Origin of the sequence: Streptomyces aculeolatus (assembly GCF_020400605.1) — a bacterium.
Lineage (GTDB): Bacteria > Actinomycetota > Actinomycetes > Streptomycetales > Streptomycetaceae > Streptomyces > Streptomyces aculeolatus.
Map to the genome: position 1 here is coordinate 68,010 of NZ_JAINRD010000019.1, position 17,427 is coordinate 85,436.

16 protein-coding genes and 1 pseudogene are annotated in these 17,427 nt (G+C 73.5%); 14 read left to right on the forward strand and 3 right to left on the reverse strand.

The annotated features are described in order from the left end of the window. The first annotated feature begins 3 nt into the window (after nt 1-3). The 12 genes and pseudogenes from LG396_RS27100 to LG396_RS27155 all read left to right on the forward strand — a co-directional run bounded on the left by LG396_RS27100 (nt 4) and on the right by LG396_RS27155 (nt 12,085). Nucleotides 4-885: an MlaE family ABC transporter permease gene (locus LG396_RS27100; RefSeq protein WP_225796768.1), complete on the forward strand. Its 882-nt coding sequence runs from the start codon at nt 4-6 to the stop codon at nt 883-885. Beyond that, nucleotides 882-2,192, forward strand: a complete 1,311-nt coding sequence (locus LG396_RS27105; protein ID WP_225796769.1) for an MCE family protein — start codon at nt 882-884, stop codon at nt 2,190-2,192. Before LG396_RS27100 ends, LG396_RS27105 begins: the two co-directional genes overlap by 4 nt. Next, nucleotides 2,189-3,220, forward strand: a complete 1,032-nt coding sequence (locus LG396_RS27110; protein ID WP_037745673.1) for an MCE family protein — start codon at nt 2,189-2,191, stop codon at nt 3,218-3,220. The genes LG396_RS27105 and LG396_RS27110 overlap by 4 nt, the downstream gene beginning before the upstream one ends. Further along, nucleotides 3,217-4,242 carry an MCE family protein gene (locus LG396_RS27115; RefSeq protein ID WP_225796770.1) on the forward strand — a complete coding sequence of 342 codons (1,026 nt, stop codon included), beginning with the start codon at nt 3,217-3,219 and terminating at the stop codon, nt 4,240-4,242. Before LG396_RS27110 ends, LG396_RS27115 begins: the two co-directional genes overlap by 4 nt. Then, nucleotides 4,242-5,411 (forward strand): MCE family protein, encoded by a 1,170-nt coding sequence (locus tag LG396_RS27120; RefSeq protein WP_225796771.1) that lies wholly within the window; start codon nt 4,242-4,244, stop codon nt 5,409-5,411. Before LG396_RS27115 ends, LG396_RS27120 begins: the two co-directional genes overlap by 1 nt. After that, the gene (locus LG396_RS27125; protein WP_225796772.1) at nt 5,408-6,802 is read left to right on the forward strand and encodes an MlaD family protein; all 1,395 of its coding nucleotides are present in this window, start codon (nt 5,408-5,410) and stop codon (nt 6,800-6,802) included. The genes LG396_RS27120 and LG396_RS27125 overlap by 4 nt, the downstream gene beginning before the upstream one ends. Then, complete coding sequence (locus LG396_RS27130; RefSeq protein ID WP_225796773.1) at nt 6,799-8,064, forward strand: MCE family protein; 1,266 nt, start codon at nt 6,799-6,801, stop codon at nt 8,062-8,064. The genes LG396_RS27125 and LG396_RS27130 overlap by 4 nt, the downstream gene beginning before the upstream one ends. After that, nucleotides 8,061-8,603 (forward strand): hypothetical protein, encoded by a 543-nt coding sequence (locus LG396_RS27135; protein WP_225796774.1) that lies wholly within the window; start codon nt 8,061-8,063, stop codon nt 8,601-8,603. The genes LG396_RS27130 and LG396_RS27135 overlap by 4 nt, the downstream gene beginning before the upstream one ends. After that, nucleotides 8,600-9,304: a nuclear transport factor 2 family protein gene (locus LG396_RS27140; protein ID WP_225796775.1), complete on the forward strand. Its 705-nt coding sequence runs from the start codon at nt 8,600-8,602 to the stop codon at nt 9,302-9,304. Before LG396_RS27135 ends, LG396_RS27140 begins: the two co-directional genes overlap by 4 nt. An 11-nt stretch (nt 9,305-9,315) precedes the next feature. Next, a pseudogene (locus LG396_RS27145) lies at nt 9,316-9,843 on the forward strand (Rv1363c family protein); the annotation flags it as partial. A gap of 115 nt (nt 9,844-9,958) precedes the next feature. Next, a complete protein-coding gene (locus LG396_RS27150) occupies nt 9,959-10,687 on the forward strand; it encodes a hypothetical protein (protein WP_225796777.1) in 729 nt (242 codons plus the stop codon). 96 nt (nt 10,688-10,783) lie between these two features. Beyond that, nucleotides 10,784-12,085, forward strand: a complete 1,302-nt coding sequence (locus LG396_RS27155; protein ID WP_225796778.1) for a lytic transglycosylase domain-containing protein — start codon at nt 10,784-10,786, stop codon at nt 12,083-12,085. Nucleotides 12,086-12,224: 139 nt separating this feature from the next. Here LG396_RS27155 and LG396_RS27160 read toward each other — a convergent pair whose 3' ends face one another. Further along, nucleotides 12,225-12,653, reverse strand: coding sequence for an OsmC family protein (locus LG396_RS27160; RefSeq protein ID WP_018839169.1), 429 nt, complete (start codon nt 12,651-12,653; stop codon nt 12,225-12,227). A 207-nt stretch (nt 12,654-12,860) separates the two neighbouring features. Between LG396_RS27160 and LG396_RS27165 the strand changes: the two genes are divergently transcribed. Further along, entirely contained in the window at nt 12,861-13,523 is a 663-nt protein-coding gene (locus LG396_RS27165) for a TetR/AcrR family transcriptional regulator (protein ID WP_130456201.1), read from the forward strand. A gap of 138 nt (nt 13,524-13,661) precedes the next feature. Continuing rightward, nucleotides 13,662-15,182 (forward strand): MFS transporter, encoded by a 1,521-nt coding sequence (locus LG396_RS27170; RefSeq protein ID WP_225796779.1) that lies wholly within the window; start codon nt 13,662-13,664, stop codon nt 15,180-15,182. Between the two features lie 162 nt (nt 15,183-15,344). Here LG396_RS27170 and LG396_RS27175 read toward each other — a convergent pair whose 3' ends face one another. Both LG396_RS27175 and LG396_RS27180 read right to left on the reverse strand, forming a co-directional pair. Continuing rightward, complete coding sequence (locus tag LG396_RS27175; protein ID WP_225796780.1) at nt 15,345-16,115, reverse strand: dioxygenase family protein; 771 nt, start codon at nt 16,113-16,115, stop codon at nt 15,345-15,347. Nucleotides 16,116-16,209: 94 nt separating this feature from the next. Next, nucleotides 16,210-17,331 carry a questin oxidase family protein gene (locus tag LG396_RS27180; RefSeq protein ID WP_225796781.1) on the reverse strand — a complete coding sequence of 374 codons (1,122 nt, stop codon included), beginning with the start codon at nt 17,329-17,331 and terminating at the stop codon, nt 16,210-16,212. Nucleotides 17,332-17,427 lie beyond the last annotated feature (96 nt).

A 17,427-nucleotide genomic window follows, 5' to 3' on the forward strand; every position in this document is an offset into this window, starting at 1 on the left:
GCGATGGCCCTGGTCCAGAAGGACGGCACGGCGGGGGAGCACGAGCGGCCCCCCCGGCGGCTGCGTCCCGGCCGGCTCCTCGACCGCCCGCTCTCCTGGCTCGACCAGGCCGGCGACCAGCTCATCTTCTACGTACGCGCCCTGCTGTGGACCCCGCGGGCCGCCCGCCGCTACCTCAAGGAGGTGCAGCGGCTGCTCGCCGAGGTCGCCTTCGGCAGCGGCGGCCTCGGCGTCATCGGCGGCACCATCGGCGTGATGTTCGCGATGACCCTGTTCACCGGCACGGTCGTCGGCCTCCAGGGCTACGCGGCCCTCAACCAGATCGGCACCGCCGCCTTCACCGGCTTCGTCTCCGCGTACTTCAACACCCGCGAGATCGCCCCGCTCGTCGCCGGCCTCGCCCTGTCCGCCACCGTCGGCGCCGGCTTCACCGCCCAGCTCGGCGCGATGCGGATCAACGAGGAGGTGGACGCGCTGGAGGGCATGGGCGTGCGCTCCATGCCGTACCTCGTCACCACCCGCATCATCGCCGGGGTCGTGGCGATCATCCCGCTCTACGGCATCGGGCTGCTCAGCTCCTACCTCGCCTCGCGCGCCGTGACGGTGTTCTACAACGACCAGGCCGCCGGCACGTACGACCACTACTTCAACCTCTTCCTCTCCCCGACCGACGTGCTCCTGTCGTTCATGAAAGTGCTGATCTTCAGCGTGATGGTGATCCTCGCGCACTGCTACTACGGCTTCCGCGCCACCGGCGGCCCCGCCGGCGTCGGCGTCGCCGTGGGGCGCTCGGTGCGTACCGCGATCGTGCTCATCGCGGTCACCGACTTCTTCCTCAGCCTGGCGATCTGGGGCACGACGACCACGGTGAAGGTGTCCGGATGAGCGACGCGCTGCAGACGACGAGACGCAGGCTGGCGGGGCTGGTGTTCCTGCTCGTGATGGCGCTGCTGGGGTGGCTGTCCGTCGCCGTCTACAACAAGGAGTTCACCGACACCGCGACCGTCACGGTCGAGACCGGCAGCGTCGGCAACGAGATGCACCCGTACGCCGAGGTGAAGATGCGCGGCGTCGTCGTCGGCGAGGTGCGGGAGATCTCCGCGGAGAAAGGCGGCGAGAGCGCCCGGCTGACGCTCGCCCTCAAGCCCGGCCAGCTCGACCGCATCCCGGCGGACGTGTCCGCTCAGATGCTGCCCACCACGCTGTTCGGCGAGCGGTACATCGCCCTCGTGCCGCCCGCGGACGGGGGCACGGCGGGCGAGACGCTGGCGGCGGGCGGCGTCATCCCGCAGGACCGCAGCGAGAACGCCATCGAGCTGGAGCAGGTGCTCGACAACGTGATGCCGCTGCTGACCGCCGTGAAGCCGTCGAAGCTCTCCGCCACCCTCACCGCCATGGCCGACGCGCTCGACGGCCGCGGCAAGAAGCTCGGCGACACCCTCGTCGAACTCGACGACCACCTGCGGAAGCTCAATCCGCACCTGCCGACGCTCAACCGCGACATCCGCGAGCTGGTCGAGTTCGGCCACCTCTACGCGGACACCGTCCCCGACCTGATCAAAGCGCTCCAGGACGCGACCACGACGAGCAGCACCATCGCCGAGAAGGCCGAGGACCTGGGCGGCCTCTACGGCACGCTGACGACCACGTCGCAGGACCTGGACACCTTCCTGGAGCAGAACCAGGAGAACATCATCCAGCTCTCCGCGGACGGCCGGCCCACGGTGGAGAAGCTCGCCGAGTACGCGCCGGCGTTCCCCTGCACGCTGCGTACCCTCGCCGACTTCGTGCCCGTCATGGACAAGGCGCTCGGCAAGGGCACCGGGAAGCCGGGACTGCACGCCGACGTCGAGGTGCTGCCCGCCCGCGGCAAGTACGTACCCGGCCGGGACACCCCCCGCTTCGACGCCGGCGGCGGCCCGCAGTGCTACGGCGTCCCCTATACCGGCGCGCCGTCCAGGACCGGCGGCGCGGCCGGCCGGCCGCAGTCCGCGAAGACGCTCGCCACCGGACTCGCCACCGACGTCGCCACCGACGAGACGGCCCTCGGGCTGCCCAACTCCCCCGCGGAGAACCAGCTTGTCAACGAACTCCTCGCGGCCGGCATGGAGAGCCCGCCCACCGACCTGCCCGACTGGTCGAGCGTGCTCGCCGGACCCGTCTTCCGCGGCACGGAGGTGCGGCTGAAGTGAACAGAAGAAGCATCGCGGGGCCCCTGGTCAAGTCCCTCGTCTTCGTCGCGGTCACCGCACTGGCGACCACCGCGCTCGCCTTCTCCATCGCCAACACCGGCGTCGGCCCCACCGACGGCTACAGCGCCCGCTTCACCGACGTCACCGGCCTCGTCGAGGGCGACAGCGTGCGGGTCGCGGGCGTGAAGGTCGGCGAGGTCGAGTCCATCGAGCTGAGCGGGCGGCGGCACGCGCGGGTGGAGTTCACCGTACGGGAGGGGCGTGAGCTGCCCGCCTCCGTCAACGCGTCGGTCAAGTACCTCAACATGGTCGGCCAGCGCTACATCGACCTGGAGCAGGGCGAGGGCCCGGTGGGCCGCTCGCTGCCGCCCGGCGGCACGATCCCGCTGGAGCGCACCCGGCCCGCGCTCGACCTCACCGAGCTGTTCAACGGCTTCCAGCCGCTGTTCCAGGGGCTGTCGCCGCAGGACACCAACAAGCTCGCGAACGAGATCGTCCAGGTCCTCCAGGGCCAGGGCGGGACGGTCGACAGCCTCGTCGAGACCGTCGGCTCGCTGACCAGCACGCTGGCCGCGAAGGACCAGGTGATCGGCGAGGTCATCGACAACCTCACCGAGGTGGTGGAGACCGTGAACACCCGCGAGAAGGAGTTCAACGACCTGCTGGTCACCCTCCAGGACCTGGTCTCCGGCTTCGCCGACGACCGCAAGCCGCTCTTCCGCGCCGTCGACGCCATGGGCGACCTGACGGCCAGCACCGCCGACCTCGTACGCGACGGCCGCGCCCCGCTGAAGGACGACATCCACCAGGTCGGCCGCGTCGCCGAACGGCTGGCGGACAACACGCCGCTGGTGGAGGAGTTCCTGGAGCGGACGCCGGTCAAGATGGCCACGCTGGGGCGGCTCGCCTCGTACGGCTCGTGGTTCAACCTCTACCTCTGCGAGGCGCAGGTGACGGGCGTGAGCACGTCCGACGGCAGCGAGCCGCCGACCGGGATCTCCGTGACCCAGCCGAGGTGCGAGCGATGAGACTGCCCGCGCTGAAACCCGTACGCGAACGCAACCCCGTCGCCGTGGCGCTGGTGGGGCTGCTGGTCCTCGCCCTCGGCGGGCTCGCCGCCTACCGCGCCGACGCACTGCCCGGCGCCGGCGGCGGCACCGCCTACACGGCCCACTTCTCCGAGGCCGCCGGGCTGCGCCCCGGCGACGAGGTGCGGGTCGCGGGCGTGAAGGTGGGCGAGGTGGACGGCGTCGGCCTCGACGGGGCGAAGGTCGCCGTCGACTTCACGGTGCGCGACGCCTGGATCGGCGACCGGTCCACCGCCGCCATCGCCATCGAGACGCTCCTCGGCGAGAAGTACCTGGCCGTGGATCCGCTGGGCGACGCCCGGCAGGACGCCGACCAGCCCATCCCGGTCGACCGCACCACCGCCCCGTACGACGTCACCCAGGCGTTCCAGGACCTGTCGTCCACCGTCGGGGAACTGGACACCGACGCCCTCGCGGACAGCTTCGAGGTGATCTCGGAGACCTTCGAGGACACCCCGCCGAACGTGCGCAAGGCGGCGAACGGGCTGGCGGACCTCTCCGAGACCATCTCCTCCCGGGACGCCGAGCTGGCCCGGCTGCTGTCCGGCAGCAACGAGATCACCAAGACGCTGAAGAACCAGAACGACACCTTCGAGACGCTGCTGGAGGACGGCAACGATCTGCTCGCCGAGGTACGCGCCCGGCGCGACGCGATCCACGCCCTCTTCACCGGCACCCGCGACCTGGCGAAGGAGCTGGACGGGCTGGTGGACGACAACGAGGCGCAGATCGGCCCCACGCTCGACGCCCTCGACCGGGTCACCGACGTGCTCCAGGACAACGAGAAGAACCTCGACAAGGCGCTGGCCACGGCCGGCCCGTACTACCGGCTCGTCGGCAACACCCTCGGCAGCGGGCGCTGGTTCGACAGCTACCTGTGCGGCCTGGTGCCCAAGGACTACGCGCCGGACGTCGTGCCGGCCGCCGGCTGCAAGCCGCCCAAGCCGGAGGGGAGCCGATGATGGCACTGCCAGGAAGAGCGGCCGCCCGGCGCGCCCGCGCGGCCGCCGGCAGGCTGCGGCCCCGCAGACCGGTCGCGCTGCTGGTCGCCGCGGCGGTGCTGGTGGCCGCGGGCACCTGGGGCGTACGGGCGCTCACCGGCCCCGAAGGCAAGGCGGTGACCGCCTACTTCGACTCCGGAGTCGGCCTGTACGAGGGCTCGGACCTCAAGATCCTGGGCGTCAGGGTCGGCACCGTGGACTCCGTCGAGCCCGAAGGGGACCGGGTGCGCGTCGGATTGACCCTCGACGACGGCGTCCGGGCACCCGCGGACGTCCAGGCCGCGGTCATCGCGCCGAGCGTCGTCTCCGGCCGCTACGTGCAGCTCAGCCCCGCCTACACGGGCGGCCCCGAACTCGCCGACGGCGACGAGATCCCCGTCGAACGCACCGCGACCCCGGTGGAGATCGACGAGCTGTACGCCTCCCTCACCGACCTCAGCGACGCCCTCGGCCCCGACGGCGCCAACGCCCAGGGGGAGCTGAGCGAGCTGCTCGAAACCGGCGCCCGCAACCTGGAGGGCAACGGCAAGGAGATCGGCGACAGCATCGACCGGTTCGGCGACGCGACGCAGACGCTCTCCGGCCGCAGCGGCGACCTCTTCGGCACGATCGAGAACCTGCAGTCCTTCACCACCATGCTGAAGAAGAACGACCGGCAGGTGCGCGACGCCGAGCGGCAGCTCGCCGACGTCGGCACCTTCCTCGCCGAGGACAAGGACGAACTGGCCGCGGCGCTGAAGGAACTGGGCCAAGCCCTCGGCAAGGTGCAGGGGTTCATCAAGGACAACCGCGGCCGGCTCAGGACCAACGTCGACAAGCTCGCCTCGCTGACCCGCATCCTCGTGGACAACCGGGCCTCACTCGCCGAGGCACTGGACGCCGCTCCGCTGGCCACCGACAACCTGCTGCGCGCCTACAACCCCGGCAAGCGCACCATCGACGGCCGCGGCAACCTCAACGAACTGAGCATGGGCGGCCCACCGGACGCCGGCCTGGCGAACACCGGCGGCGCCACCGGCCGCGAAGGGCTCGTACCGGCGCCCGCCGAGCGCCGCGCGGAGCTGCCCGCGCTGCCGCTGCCCGCGGTCGGCGACGTCTACGGCACGCCCGAGCAGGGAGGCGGCCGATGAACCGGCACCTCAAGACGGTCGCCGGGATCGCGACCGCCGCACTCGTCCTCGCCTCCCCCTTCGTGGTGATGGAGGTCTACCAGAGTGCCGATGTCGAGTTCACCGGCATCCAGGACCTGCCGCTGCCCGGCGGCGCCGACCTCGGGAGCCACCCGTACGAGGTCACCGCCGAGTTCGAGGACGTGCTGAGCCTCGTGCCGCAGTCCTCGGTCCGGGTCAACGACGTGGCCGTCGGCCGGGTCACCGACATCGAGGTCGCCGACGACGGCTGGACCGCGATGGTCACCATGAAGGTCAACGGCGACGTGCGGCTGCCGGCCGGCGCGTACGCCCGGATCGAGCAGTCGAGCCTGCTGGGCGAGAAGTACGTCCAGCTCCTGGCCCCGCCCGCGAAGAAGCCGGTCGACGCGCAGGACGCGGGCGGCCTCGGCACCGCCCCCGGGGACGTGACCGCGGCCGCGGCCCCGGCCGGCGCGGAGCCCGACATCCCGCTCGCCCGCACCAACCGCAACCCGGAGGTCGAAGAGGTCTTCGGCGCCCTCTCGATGCTCCTCAACGGCGGCGGCATCGAGCAGCTGCGCACCATCAGCCGGGAGCTGAACGACGCGCTCGACGGCAACGAGCCGCAGGTCCGCTCCATGCTCAAGCGCGTCGACACCCTGATGAAGAGCCTCGACGACAACAAGGACGGCATCACCGACGCGCTCGACAGCGTCAACCGGCTGTCCGCCACGCTCGCCACCCGCAAGACCGAGATCGGCGTCGTCCTCGACGACCTCAGCCCCGGCATGAAGGTGCTTGAGGAGCAGCGCGGCGCGCTGGTCACCATGCTGCGCTCGCTGGAACGGCTCTCCGACGTCGCGGTGGAGACCATCGACGCGAGCAAGGAGGACATGGTCGCCGACCTCAAGGCGCTGGGCCGGGTGCTGAAGAACCTCGCCGACGCCGGGGACGCGCTGCCGCAGTCGCTGGAGGTGCTGTTCACGTACCCCTTCACCGACGAGGTGCTGCGCGGCGTCAAGGGCGACTACCTCAACATCTACCTCACGGTGACCGCGCCTTCCGGTACGCAGATCATCCCGCCGCTGACCGAGGACCCGATCCCCGGTTCCGGCGACCCGGGCGGCGCCCCCGCGGGCACCGCCCTGACGCTGCCCCTGCCGTCCGTCGAGCCCACGGCGCCCGGCGGCGCCCCGCCGTCGTCCGGGGCGACCGGCGACCCGGCGCCGGACGACACGGCGTCGCGGGATCCGGGGTCCGGCACGCCCGGCGGCGACCCGTCCGACGGCGCCGGCACGCCGTCGGGGTCGCCGACGGACAGCCCGGCCGGTACGGAGCCCGCGTCGCCCCCGGCGTCCGGCAGCCGGTCACCCGGGGGTGAGAACTCGTGATCACCAGGTCCGTCATCGTCAAGAACATCGTGTTCGCCGTGGTCGCGGTGCTCGTCATCGGGTACGTCGGCGTGCGCTACGCCGACCTCGGACGCTACGTGGGCATGCGCGACTACTACACGGTCCGCGTCGAACTCGCCGAGACCGGCGGGCTGTTCACGCACGCGGAGGTCACCTACCGCGGGGTGTCCGTCGGGCGCGTCGGGTCGATCGAGCTGACCGACACGGGCGTCGAGGCCGAACTGCAGATCCGCGACTCCGCGCCGCCGATCCCCACCGACCTGTCCGCCGACGTCGCCAACTACTCGGCCGTGGGCGAGCAGTACATCGACCTCAAGCCCGCCGGCGGGTCCGGCCCGTACCTCGCGGACGGCGCCGTCGTCGGCCGCCAGCACACCGCGACACCCGCCCCCGTCACCAACCTCCTCACCAGCATCGACTCCTTCGCCACCTCCGTCGACACCGGCGAGCTGCGCACCGTCGTCGACGAACTCGGCGACGCCCTCGCCGGCCAGGGCGAGAACCTCCAGCGGCTCCTGGACACCGGCAGCGAGTTCGTCCGCGCCGCCGACGAGGCACTGCCGTACAGCACCCGGCTCATGATCGACGGCGAGACGGTGCTGCGCACGCAGAACGACTCCGGCGAGGCGCTGCGGGAGTTCGCGGAGGGCGCCGAGGAGCTGACCGCGCAGCTCAAGCGCTCCGACGGCGACCTGCGCCGCGTCGTCGAGGCCGGGCCGGGCGCCGCGAGCCAGGTCACCGGCCTGCTGCGGGACCTCGACCCGAGCCTGAGCATCCTGCTCGCGAACCTCCTGACCACCTCGGAGATCGCCGTGACCCGGCAGGACGGCCTGGAGCAACTGCTCGTCCAGCTGCCGCAGGTCGCCGCCGCCGGCTCCACCGCCATCACCTCCGACGGGGCGCGCTTCGGCCTGGCCCTCAGCTTCTTCGACCCGCTGCCCTGCACCCAGGGGTACGGCTCCACGGCGTACCGCAACGGCCTCAGGACCAGCCCGGCGGGCTTCAACACCGCCGCCCGCTGCACCGCCCCGGCGGCCGGCGGCGTCAACGTCCGCGGCTCCGCGCACTCCCCGGGCGGCGGCGCCGTACCCGCTCCGGCCAAGCCGGGCTCCGGCCTCGCCGACGACCGGCCGGGCACCCGCGCCGCACCCGGCGCCCTGCCCGGCGCGCTCGGACTGCCCGCGACCGGCGACGGACCCACCGACATGGCCGGGCTGCTCGGCCTGAAGGAGGCGCGATGAGCACCCGACTGCCCCCGCTCCGGGGCGTACCGCAGCGGCGGACGGTCCTCGCCGCGCTCGCCGCCGCCCTGGTCCTCGCCTTCGCCGGCTTCTCCGCCTGGCGCTACGCGGACGCCGCGACCCGCGACGACCTGGACTTCGCCCGCGAGCGCGACCGCGTGCTCGCCGCCGGCCAGGAGCACATCGGGACGCTCAACAGCATCGACGGTGCCGACCCCGACGCGGGCCTGGCGCGCTGGCAGGACGCCACCACCGGGCAGCTGCACGAGGACCTGCGCCGGTCGCGGGCCGCAAGCGCCGACGCCTTCGAGCGCGCCGGTATCACTGCCCGCGCGACGGTCACGGAGGCCGCCGTCACCGAGCTGGACACGCGCGCGGGCACCGCGAAGGCGCTGGCCACGCTGCGGGTGGAGACCAGCGGCGGGGCGGAGGGGACGCGTACGGACCGCAAGCGGTACGAGGCGGGACTCGAACGGACGGCGGACGGCTGGAAGATCGCGTCGCTCACCGCGATCACGGTGGAGGGGAGCGGGACATGAGCCGGGACAGCACGGCGGGGACCGCCGTCACCGCACGCGAGCAGGATCCGGCGGAGCGGGCGGAGCAGCGGGAGCCGGAGGAGCCGGGGCAGAAGGGGGACCCGGCGGCCGGGCCACCCGAGCCCGGCACGACCGGCGAGTCCGCCGAAGCCGCCGAGCCCTCCGAGTCCGGCGGCGCGGAGCGTACGCGCCGCGGGACCGCAAGCCGCCGCCTGCGCGTCGCCGGCGTCGCGCTGCTGGCCGCGCTGCTCCTCGCCGGTACGGGCCTGCTCGTCCAGGCCGCGCGGCTCAACGGCGACGACGCGCTGGCCAACCGCGCGCTGACCGACGCCTCCGCCACCGCGGCCGTCTCCGGCGACGTCAGCAACGCCCTCAGCAAGGTGTTCTCGTACGCGCCGGAAGACCCCGGCGTCACCGCCAGGGACGCCGACGAACTCCTCGCCGGCCGCGCCCGCGAGCAGTACCGCCGGCTCTTCGGCCAGATCCAGCAGCGGGTCGTCGCCCAGGAGCTGACGCTGACGACCCACGTCGTACGCGCCGGGGTGGTCCGCCTCGACGGCGACGACGCCACCTTGCTGGTCCTCCTCGACCAGGTCACCGAGCGCAGGGGCGAGGACCCCGCGAGCGTCGGCGCGCAGCTGTCCGTCACCGCCGAGAAGCAGGACGGGCAGTGGCGCATCACCGACCTGAAGTCCCGCTAGCGAAAGGGCGGATCGACGTGAGCCTCAGGAAGAACCCCCTGCTGGCGCTGGCCCTCGTGGCGGTGGCGCTGGCGGCGGTGCTCGCGGCCTGGGCCGGCACCTCCTGGTACGCGGCCGCCGACGACGACGCGGCGGACTTCGCCGCCTCCCGGGACGACGCGCTGGCCGCCGCCCGGCAGGCCGTGACGAACCTCAACACCCTCGACCACCGCGACCTGGACGAGGGCCTGGACCGCTGGGAGGCGTCCGCCACCGGCGAACTCCTCACCCAACTCCGGCAGGGCCGCGACGGGTTCGAGAAGGAGGTGCGGAAGGCGGAGACGGTGACCACGGCCGAGGTGCTGTCGGCGGCGCTGACCGAGCTGGACGACCGGGCCGGCCGGGCGGACGTGCTGGTGGCGGTCCGTATCACCGTCGCCGCGCCCGGGGAGAAGCCGCAGGCGAAGCAGAGCCGGATGCTCGGCGAGGTCACCCGCACCGGCGACGGCTGGAAGCTCAGTGCCCTCGGGCAGGCGCCGGCGGGCGACTCCGCGGGCGGGAACGCGAGCGAGGGGTCGGGCGAGGGCTCCGGCCAGGGCGCCGACCAGGGATCGGGCTCGGACTCGGGCCGGGCCGGCGAAGCCGGGCAGTGAACTTCCGGAGAGGACCGCACAGATGTCGACGACCCGCCACCTGATCAACCGGCGCCGCCGCACCGCACCCCCCGCCGGGGAGTCCCCGGCGGCGGCCCGGCGGCAGTCCGCGTCCGCCGTACGTGCCAGGCCCAGGACCCGGCCCGCGGCCCGGCCGGCGGAGTCCGCCGCCAAGCAGGGCCCGGTGCCCGCGCGGCGCCCGCGGGGCGGCGGCGGGGACCGCGGCGCCGGCTCCGCGGCGCCGGCGCGCGGCGGGCGCCTCACCGCGGCGCTGGGCGCCGCCGCCGTACTCCTCGGCTGCTTCGCGGCCTTCGCCGCCGTGCAGGCGAGCGGCGGCGACGACCCGGCCGCGGAGAACGCGGCGCTCGTGGACGCCCCGCTGACCAGCGAGGTCAAGGGCGGCGTCGGCGAGGCCGTGGAGGCGGTGTTCTCCGTCGACTACACCGACCTCGACGAGAACCGGCAGGCGGCCCGCACGTACCTCACCGGCAAGGCCGTCGGCCAGCACCGGCAGATGCTCGCGGACGTCCGCGAGCAGGCCCCGTCGCAGAAGCTCGTCCTCACCACCACCGTGACCGACTCGGCCGTGGAACTCGCCGACGACGGTGCGGCCCGCGTGCTGGTCTTCGCCGACCAGCGCAACACCCGTACGGACACGGACGAGACGTCGTACGGCGCCGCGATGGTCGCGGTGGACGCGGTGAAGGACGACGGCAGGTGGCGGATCTCGAACATCGACACCTTCGGCTGACGGCAGGGCGGGCACGGCGTTCACGACGGCCACGGCGCTTCACGATGTCCACGGCGAACCACTGCACACCCTCGACTTCCGCCGGGAGGCAGGTCCATGGCTTCACTCAGCAGGATGCGCCACAGCGTGGCGACGGCGGCGCTCGCGGCGGCGGCGATGGTCGCGCTCACCGCCTCGCAGGCCCCGGGCGACGAACCCGGCCGGGCGGCGGGCGGCGGCGGGGCCGACGACCGGCTCGACACCGCGCCCGTGCTGCCGCCGGGGACCCCGGGCGACGGGCAGTACCACACCGAGATCCCGCCGCTGCAGGGCATGGACCCGGTCGTCGGCACGGATCCGACGCCGCCCGCCGTGATCGAGCAGCAGTCGGGCGTCCCGGCGACCGTGCTCGCCGCATACCGCAAGGCGGAGCGGCGGCTCGCGGTGAGCGACCCCGGCTGCGGGCTGCCGTGGGAACTGCTGGCCGCCATCGGCAAGGTGGAGTCCGGCCACGCCCGCGGCGGCGCGGTCGACGCGGACGGCACCACCCTGACCCCGATCCTCGGGCCCGTGCTCAACGGCAACGGCTTCGCGAACATCGCCGACACCGACGGCGGCCGCTACGACGGCGACACCGGCTTCGACCGGGCCGTGGGGCCGATGCAGTTCATCCCGTCGACGTGGGCGGGGTGGGCCGCGGACGGCAACGGCGACGGGCGCTCGGACCCGAACAACGTCTACGACGCGACGCTGGCGGCCGGCAACTACCTGTGCGCGGGCGCGCGGGACCTGACGGCGGCGGCGGACCTGGACCGGGCGATCCTGAGCTACAACTACTCGCGGGACTACCTCAACACCGTGCTGGCGTGGCTCGGGTTCTACCGCTCCGGCGTGCACGCCGTGCCGGACGGCACGGGCGTACTGCCCGCCAGCTCCGGCGCCGGCAACCCCCGTTCCGTACCGGAGAAGGGCAGCCGCAAGACGCCGGGCGGCGGCTCCGACGGGCCGGGCGGCGGCATCGTCGTGGGGCCGAAGCCGGACCCGCCGGGCGGCAGTTCGGGGGGTACGGGCGGCTCGGGCGGCTCGGGCGGCACCGGGGATCCGGGCGGTACGGGCGACCCGGGCGGCGACTCCGGCGGTGGCGACCCGAGCCCCGGGCCCAGCCCCAGCGAACCGGGTGAGACCGGCGGCTCCGGCGACCCGGGCGGCGACCCCGGCGGCGGCACGGGCGACCCCGGCGACCCGGACCCCAGCGACAGCTGCTCCGCCGACCCCGGCGATTCGCCGTCGCCCAGCGAGGGCGGCACCGGTGACACCGGCGACCCCGGCGACCCCGGCGACCCGGGTGACCCCGGCGATCCGGGTGAGTCCCCGTGCCCGGACGACTCCACCTCGCCGGACCCGTCCGGCACCACCTGACGGCCCTTCCCCGGCTCGGCTCCGGCCCGGCCCGGGGACGCACAGCGGATCGCCCGGTCCGCGCCATGGCGCGGACCGGGCGATCCGCGTCGGCCCCGCCGCCCGTGCGGCCGGGCCGGACCGTGCGTCATGCCCGGGCTCAGACCAGCTTGGCGTCGAGCGTGATGTTCTTGACGCCCGCCAGCGCCTGGCTCACCGGGCAGTTCTTCTTGGCGTCCTCGGCGGCCGCCTGGAAGTCCTCCTCGGACAGCCCCGGCACCGTCGCGCGCACCGTCAGCACGATGCCGGTGATGCCCTCGCCCGGCTGGAACGTCACGTCGGCGCTGGTGTCGAGGGACTCGACCGTGTGGCCCTTGCCGGCCAGGCCGTGCGAGAAGGCCATGGAGTAGCACGCCGAGTGGGCCGCCGCGATCAGCTCCTCGGGGCTGGTCTTGCCGCCGGGCTCGGCGGAGCGGGCCGGCCAGCTCACGTCGTACGTGCCGATCTTGGAGGACTCGAGGGCGACGGTCCCCTTGCCCTCGAGCAGGTTGCCCTCCCAGTGGGTCTTCGCGGTGCGGGTGGTTGCCATGGCGGTCAGCCTCCGAGTCTGGAGCGAAAGACGGTACGTGCCCCAAGTTATCGGTGCCGGGGCGCCCGAGCGCGTCCGGGCGGCGCCCGGGGGCCTGCGTGGCGCAGATCACAGGAGAGCCGGGAAATAGCGGGGAGTGCTTCCCCGTTTAGCTGGTGTCGAAAGAAAGCGGGGAGTGATTCCCCGGAAGCCACCAGGGAGGCAACCATGGGCATGCGCAAGGGCGCCACGCTCCCCGAGCAGCGGCAGCCGCGTATGCGCGCCGACGCCTCCCGCAACCGCGAACGGATCATCGACGCCGCCCGGGAGGCGTTCGTGGAGTGGGGCCCCGAGGTCCCGCTCGACGAGATCGCCCGCCGCGCCGGCGTCGGCAACGCGACGGTCTACCGGCACTTCGCCGACCGCCGCGAGCTGATCATCCAGGTGACCCTGAAGTCCATGCGCCGCATCGCGGAGCTGGCGGAGGCCGCGCTCGCCGAGGACGCCGACGCGTTCGAGGCGCTGCGGGGCTTCGTCCACCGGGGCGCCGACGAGCGGATCGGGTCGCTGTGCCCGCTGCTCGCCGACGGCTTCGATGTCGCGGCCGCCGAAGTGGCGGCCATGCGCGAGCGGCTCGACACCGCACTGGAGAACCTGATGGCGCGGGCCCGCGCCGAGGGCACGCTCCGGGCGGACGTCGGCGTCGGCGACCTGATGGTCGCGCTCGCCCAGCTCACCCGACCGCTGCCCGGTCTGGAATGCAGTGTGGGGTTCGACACGTACACGCACCGGCACCTGGAGCTGTTTCTCGACGGGCTGATGAATCCGGCCAGGTCAACGCTGTCCGGCAGTGCCGCCACGTTCGAGGCTCTCAGGCAGAAGGGCACATGAAAATGAGGTGATCCACGGCCGATGAGTCTGTTCTGATCATCGAGACTCTTCTTCCTTCCGAGCCCTGTGCGGTGATGAGCACCGGTTCGTTCTGATTCGTACCAAGATCAACCCTGAACTCGAATGGTGGGTACCCCCATGCCAGAAACGGCACTGCAGCCTGATCCGAGGCGCTGGAAAGCCCTCGCGTTCATCGCTGTGGCCCAGCTGATGGTCGTCCTCGACGCGACCATCGTGAACATCGCGCTGCCCTCCGCGCAGGAGGACCTCGGCATCTCCGACGGCAACCGCCAGTGGGTCATCACGGCCTACGCGCTCGCCTTCGGCGGCCTGCTGCTCTTCGGCGGCCGCATCGCCGACCTCTGGGGCCGCAAGCGCACCTTCATCACCGGCCTCGCCGGCTTCGCCGCCGCCTCCGCGCTCGGCGGCGCGGCGACCGGCGAGGTCATGATGTTCGGCGCCCGCGCCCTGCAGGGCGTCTTCGGCGCGCTGCTCGCGCCCGCCGCCCTGTCCCTGCTCGCCGTCCTCTTCACCGACGGCAAGGAGCGGGCCAAGGCGTTCGGCATCTACGGCGCCATCGCCGGCGCCGGCGGCGGCGTCGGGCTGATCCTCGGCGGCGTGCTGACCGAGTACCTGGACTGGCGCTGGACGTTCTTCGTGAACATCCCGTTCGCCGTCGTCGCCATCCTCGGCGCGATGGCCGTCATCCACGACCCCAAGGGCAGCCGGAACCGCTCCACGCTCGACATCCCGGGCGTGCTGCTGGCGACCACCGGTCTGGTGGCGCTGGTCTACGGCTTCACCCGGGCCGAGTCGAACGGCTGGACCGACACCCTGACGCTGGTCATGTTCGTCGCGTCCGTGGTGCTGCTGGCCGCGTTCGTGGCGGTGGAGGCCAGGGTCAAGAACCCGCTGCTGCCGCTGCGCGTCCTGCTCGACCGCAACCGCGGCGGCATCTACCTGTCGCTCGGCCTCGCGGTCATCGCGATGTTCGGCGTCTTCCTGTTCCTCACCTACTACCTGCAGGTCGTGAAGGGGTACACCCCGGTCAAGACCGGCCTGGCGTTCCTCCCGATGATCGTGGGCATGATCATCGGCTCGACGCAGATCGGCGCCCGGCTGATGACCCGCGTGCAGCCGCGGCTGCTGCTGGTGCCCGGCTTCCTCGTGGGCGCCCTCGGCATGCTGCTGCTGGCCCAGATCGAGCCCGGCAGCTCGTACGCCGCAGTCGTCCTGCCCGGTCTCATCCTGCTGGGCCTGGGCCTCGGCACGGCGTTCATGCCGGCCATGTCCCTGGCCACCTTCGGGGTGGAGCCGCGCGACTCCGGCGTCGCCTCGGCGATGGTCAACACCTCGCAGCAGGTCGGCGGCGCCATCGGCACCGCGCTGCTGAACACGATCGCCGCCAGTGCCACGACCGACTGGATCTCCTCGCACGGCTCCGAGGCCCGCAGCCTGGGCCGCCAGGGCTTCGAGAACTCCGCGGCCGTGCACGGCTACTCGACGGCGATCTGGTGGGCCGTCGGCATCCTGGTGGTCTCCGCCGCCATCGCGTACGCCCTGGTCAACGCCCGGGCCCAGGGAGGCCACGAGGTCTCCGGCGACGGCACGGGCGCGGGCACGGCGGACGAGGCGCAGGCGCCGGTGATGGTCCACTGACCGCGCTCGCGCACTGACTCAAAGGAGAGTTCAGGGCTGAGCGAAGGCCCCTTTCCGTTCCTCGGGGGGACGGGAAGGGGCCTTCGGCATGCCTGCCTGCGCCGGCTCTCTCTGTCTCTCTCTGTCTCTCTGTCTTTCTCTGTTTCTCAGTCTCCCCGGATCTCAGCCGAGTTGGAGGGAGCGCTTGGCCAGCCCCATCCAGAAGCCGTCGATGACGCTGCGCTGGCCGGCCAGGTCGCCCTCGGCGGCGCCGAGGGTGACGAACAACGGCGCGAAGTGCTCGGTACGGGGGTGGGCCAGCCGGCCGGCGGGCGACTTGTGCGCGAAGTCCAGCAGCCCGTCCACGTCCTGCGCCGCCAGCGCCTCCCGGCCCCAGGCGTCGAACTCCGCGGACCACGCCGGCGGCCCGTCGCCCTTGTGCCGCAGCGCGGCGAGGTTGTGGGTGAAGAAGCCGCTGCCCACGATCAGCACGCCCTCCTCGCGCAGCGGCGCGAGCCGGCGGCCGAGGGCGAGCAGCCGCTCCGGGTCGAGGGTCGGCATGGAGATCTGGAGCACGGGGATGTCGGCGTCCGGGTACATCTCCACCAGCGGCACGTAGGCGCCGTGGTCGAGGCCGCGGTCCGGGAAGTCCTGCACGCCGTCGCCGGGGGTGCGCAGCAGCTTGCGCACCGACTCGGCCAGCGCGGGGGCGCCGGGGGCCGGGTAGCGCACGCGGTAGTAGCGCTCGGGGAAGCCCCAGAAGTCGTGGACCAGCGGGACGGTGGTGGTGGCGCCGAGGGCGAGCGGGGCCTCCTCCCAGTGCGCCGAGACCACGAGGACGGCGCGCGGGCGGGGCAGGTCGGCGGCCCAGGCCGCCAGCTCGGCGGGCCAGACGGGGTCGTCGGCCAGCGGCGGGGCGCCGTGGGAGAGGTAGAGCGCGGGCATGGTCGGCATGGCGAGTCCTGAATCCTCTGGAAGTTTAGACTTCAACTATACCCGCGCTCGTGCGCATGCGCGGCGGCGCGTACGCGCAGGCGTACGGGCCGCGTCAGAACACCGGGTCGAGGAGCGCGACCGACTGCAGCGCCGCGACCCGCGCGGTGTCGTCGCCGACGTCGAGCGCCGTGTCGACGAACTTGATCGTGTGCTCGTCGCCGTGCGCCGCCGCCCGGGTCAGCAACTCGTCCGCCGCCTGCGCCGCGTCCCCCGCCGGCGGCGCGGGGATGCGCTCCGGCGGCAGCGGGGCGGCCGGTTCGTACGCGGCGGTGACGGCGGCGCTCGCCGCCCACGCGGCGGCGTAGCTCGGGACCCACAGGTCGCGGGGGAGCGCGGGCAGGGTGCGGAGCACGGCGTTCGGGGCGGTCGCGGCGTGCACCAGCATCAGCGGCTCGCCGTGGCCGTACGCCGCATAGCGGTGGACCGCGGCCCGCACCAGCCCGGCCAGCGCCTCGCGGGCCTCCTCCGGCGTACGCGCCGGGGCCAGCGCGCTCACCGCCGCCGGCCAGCCGGGCGTCGACTCCGGGGTGAGCTGCGCCAGCCGCTCCCGGATCCCGCCGGCCTGCGCCGGCACGGCGGGCACGCCGGCCAGCGCGGCGTCCGGCGTCGCGGTGCCGTCGGGGACGGGGGCGCTGGGCAGCCGGGCGTAACGGGCGGCCCAGTAGCCCAGGGCGTGCGCCAACTCCGTGACGCGGGGCTCGGTGACGGTCCGGCCCGCGGCCTCGGTGTCCTGGAGGGTCCGTACCGCATGGCCCGCGCGGATCACCGTGTGCGTGGCGGCGCCGGCCAGCCCGGGCAGCAGCCGCGGCCACCACTCGGCCAGCACCTCGCGCCACGGGCGGTCCGTGAGCTCCCGCGCGAAGTACGCCGGCCAGTCGCCGAGCCGCGACGGGTCGCCGAGCGCCTCGCGCCAGGCCGCGGGGTCGATGGGGCGGGCCTGCGGCGGCATGTCCTCCAGCTTGTCGCGGTAGCGGTCCAGCCAGCGGTGCACGGTCGCCGCCCGGTCCCCGTACACCAGGGCCTCGACGGCCATCGGCCCGTGGTTGGACAGCCAGCCGTCCCGCTCGGGTCCCGAGGCGTGCAGTCGCTCCAGGGCCTCGTCGAGCACTCCGCTGTCGTCCCGGGTGCGGCCCGGGCCCGTCTCCGTACGCGCTTCCTCGCGGCTCATGTCCATGCATCGAACCTACGGCGGCCCCCGCCCGGCCCGTAACGGCCGCGGGCCCTAGGTCCCCCGTAGGTCCGCGGGCCCAGGCCGCACCGCCGCTTTCCG